The following is a 2,542-nucleotide window of genomic DNA, read 5'->3' on the forward strand; positions in this document are numbered from 1 at the left end:
GCCTTCGGCTCCATCTCGGCCGCCGCTCGCGGCATGGAGATGTCCTATAAGCACGCCTGGGACCTGGTCGAGGACATGAACCGGGTGTTCGGCAAACCGCTGGTGGCGGCACAGACCGGCGGCCGCAAGGGCGGCGGCGCACAGTTGACGGCGGTCGGCCTGGCTGTGGTCAGCCGCTTCCGCGCCATCGAGCGCGCAGCCTCGGCCGCGGCGGCGGCGCATATGGAGGCATTGCAGGCGGAGATTGATGCTGGGTGAGGGCAGTAGGGCAGTAGGGCAGTAGGGCCTAATCCTCTGCGCTTGGCTTGCGAAGCAGGTAAGTGTCCATGATCCAGCCCTTTTTCCGGCGCGCTTCTTCACGGGTTCTCTCGATCTCGGTGCCGACATCACTGAGACGGCCAGAGATGAGAATCTCGTCTTCCGTTCCGAGATAGGCGCCCCAATGGATGACGACATCCTTGTCGGCCAGCGTGTTGAAGGCGCATTTGCCGTCCAGCAGGACGACCGCGCTGCCGGCATTGTCCGGCATGCCTTCCTCGGTCAGGCGGCGGCCGGTGGTGATGAGGACGGAATCGCCGATGCGGTTCAGCGCCATCTTGTGGCTGGCGGCAAGCGCCTGGACGGCGGTAATGCCGGGGATCACCTCAAGTTCGAACGCCACATTGCCTCGCTGGCTCACGCGCTCGAGGATGCGCAACGCGCTGTCGTAGAGCGAAGGATCGCCCCAGATCAGGAAGGCGCCGCAGCCATCGCCTGCAATCTCGTCGCGGATCAGGCCTTCGTAAATGGCGGCGATGGCTTCGTGCCAGTCATCGACGGTCGCGCGGTAGGAGGGCTCCGGCCCATCTTCTACCGGCATGTCGCGCACCGGCACGTCGAATTCGACGCGGCGCGACTTCGGATTGGTGACGAAGCGGTCGCATATCCGGCGGCGCAGTTCGGCCAGTTCATTTTTTTTCGCACCCTTGTCGGGAATGAACAGCACATCCGCCTGGTTCAGGCCTGATATAGCCTGAACGGTCATGTGGTCGGGATTGCCGGCGCCGATGCCGATGACGAGAAGCTTGCGCATGGGCGAACTCCTGCCCGATCGGAACCTGTTAGTCCAGACCGCGCTGGCGCGTGTCCAGACCGTAGTCCAGCTCCCTATGGTGCGCTAGCGGATGCGGAAGGGCTTTGAACGCCACGTTGAAACCGCTAGGGTCCTGCAAGCATTCCAGCCGAGGGGCTTCCATGTTGCGATATATTCTGACCGCCGTGCTGGCCCTGTCGCCCGCGCCCGCCTTCGCCAATGATTCGGTTGCCGAACTCGGCACTGGCGGCCTGATCCTGTCGCGCAGCGATGCCGTGGCGATGCAAAGCGAGGACCTTTTCATCTCGCCGGAAAAGGTGACAGTCGACTATGTCTTCCATAACAACACCGACAGGGATGTCGAGGCCATTGTCGCCTTTCCGGTGCCCGAAATATCGGGCAATCCCGAAGAAATCCCGGCGATCCCTGAAAACCAGAGCGACAATTTCCTCGGCTTCGAGGTGACGATCGACGGCGTTGCCGTCAAGCCGCAGTTGGAGCAGAAGGTGTTTGCGCTCGGCATCGACATCAGCGCCGAGTTGAAGGCGCAAAACGTGCCATTCTATCCATTCGGCGATGCGGCGAAGGCGGCGCTGGCCAAGCTGCCGCAAGCGGTTGTCGATGACTGGGTCAACCGCGGCATCATCATCGAGGACACCGGCAGCGACGGCACCGAGACGACCAAGGTCTACACGCCGTTCTGGCAACTGCGTTCGACCTACTGGTGGCGCTCGACCTTTCCGGCCAACAAGGACGTCCATGTTTCCCACCACTACAGACCGAGCGTCGGCGGCACGTCTTCAGTCAGCTTCTTCTACGACGGCAAATTCCAGGGACAGTATGCGGCCTACAAGGCCCGCTATTGCATGGATGGCACATTCGAAAATGCGGTGCGCAAGGCTGCCAAGGACGACCCTGACGGCTACCCCAAATATGTCGAGAACCGCATCGCCTATATCCTGACCACCGGCGGCAACTGGGCCACCGGCACGATCGGCAAGTTCAAGCTGACGATCGACAAGGGCAATCCGAAAGCCCTGGTCTCGTTCTGCGGCGACAATGTCAAAAAGACCGGACCGACGACATTCGAGATGACGGCGGATGATTTCTACCCCGAGCGCGACATCGACATCCTGATCCTCGAGCCAACGGACGGCAATTGATGCACGTCGCAATCTACGTTGCCATCGCCGAGAACGGCGTGATCGGGCGGGACGGCGGGCTCCCGTGGCGGCTCTCCACCGATCTCAAGCGCTTCAGAGCCGATACGATGGGCAAGCCCATCATCATGGGCCGCAAGACCTATGAGGGCATCGGCCGGCCGCTGCCGGGCAGGTTGAACATCGTCGTCACCCGCGACAAGACCTGGCGCGCCGAGGGCGTCGAGGCGGCACATTCGCTCGAGGCCGCGATCCAACTGGCGACGGAGCGCGGGCGCCGCATGGCCGATGTGGACGAGGTGTGCGTCAT

General features: G+C 62.5%; 4 protein-coding genes. 3 read left to right on the top strand and 1 reads right to left on the bottom strand.

From position 1 onward, the window contains the following. Window positions 1-258: winged helix-turn-helix domain-containing protein (locus EN939_RS29450; RefSeq protein ID WP_127271198.1), on the top strand; the 258-nt coding region annotated here is incomplete at its 5' end. Between the two features lie 28 nt (window positions 259-286). On the opposite strand, the gene cobF is transcribed toward EN939_RS29450, so the two are convergent. Next, complete coding sequence (gene cobF / locus EN939_RS29455) at window positions 287-1,072, bottom strand: precorrin-6A synthase (deacetylating) (protein ID WP_127271200.1); 786 nt, start codon at window positions 1,070-1,072, stop codon at window positions 287-289. Window positions 1,073-1,233: 161 nt separating this feature from the next. Here cobF and EN939_RS29460 point away from each other — a divergent pair, with 161 nt between their 5' ends. Both EN939_RS29460 and EN939_RS29465 read left to right on the top strand, forming a co-directional pair. Continuing rightward, the gene (locus EN939_RS29460) at window positions 1,234-2,235 is read left to right on the top strand and encodes a DUF4424 domain-containing protein (RefSeq protein WP_127271202.1); all 1,002 of its coding nucleotides are present in this window, start codon (window positions 1,234-1,236) and stop codon (window positions 2,233-2,235) included. After that, a partial coding sequence (locus EN939_RS29465; RefSeq protein ID WP_164749007.1) for a dihydrofolate reductase occupies window positions 2,235-2,542 on the top strand: 308 nt, incomplete at its 3' end. The genes EN939_RS29460 and EN939_RS29465, both read left to right, overlap by 1 nt.

The organism is Mesorhizobium sp. M7A.F.Ca.CA.002.05.1.1, assembly GCF_003998335.1.
Taxonomy (GTDB): domain Bacteria; phylum Pseudomonadota; class Alphaproteobacteria; order Rhizobiales; family Rhizobiaceae; genus Mesorhizobium.

What these genes read in the sequence shown, in the direction of transcription:
- cobF (WP_127271200.1), bottom strand. Translation starts at nt 1,072, where the DNA reads ATGCGCAAGCTTCTCGTCATCGGCATCGGCGCCGGCAATCCCGACCAC.
- EN939_RS29460 (WP_127271202.1), top strand. Translation starts at nt 1,234, where the DNA reads ATGTTGCGATATATTCTGACCGCCGTGCTGGCCCTGTCGCCCGCGCCC.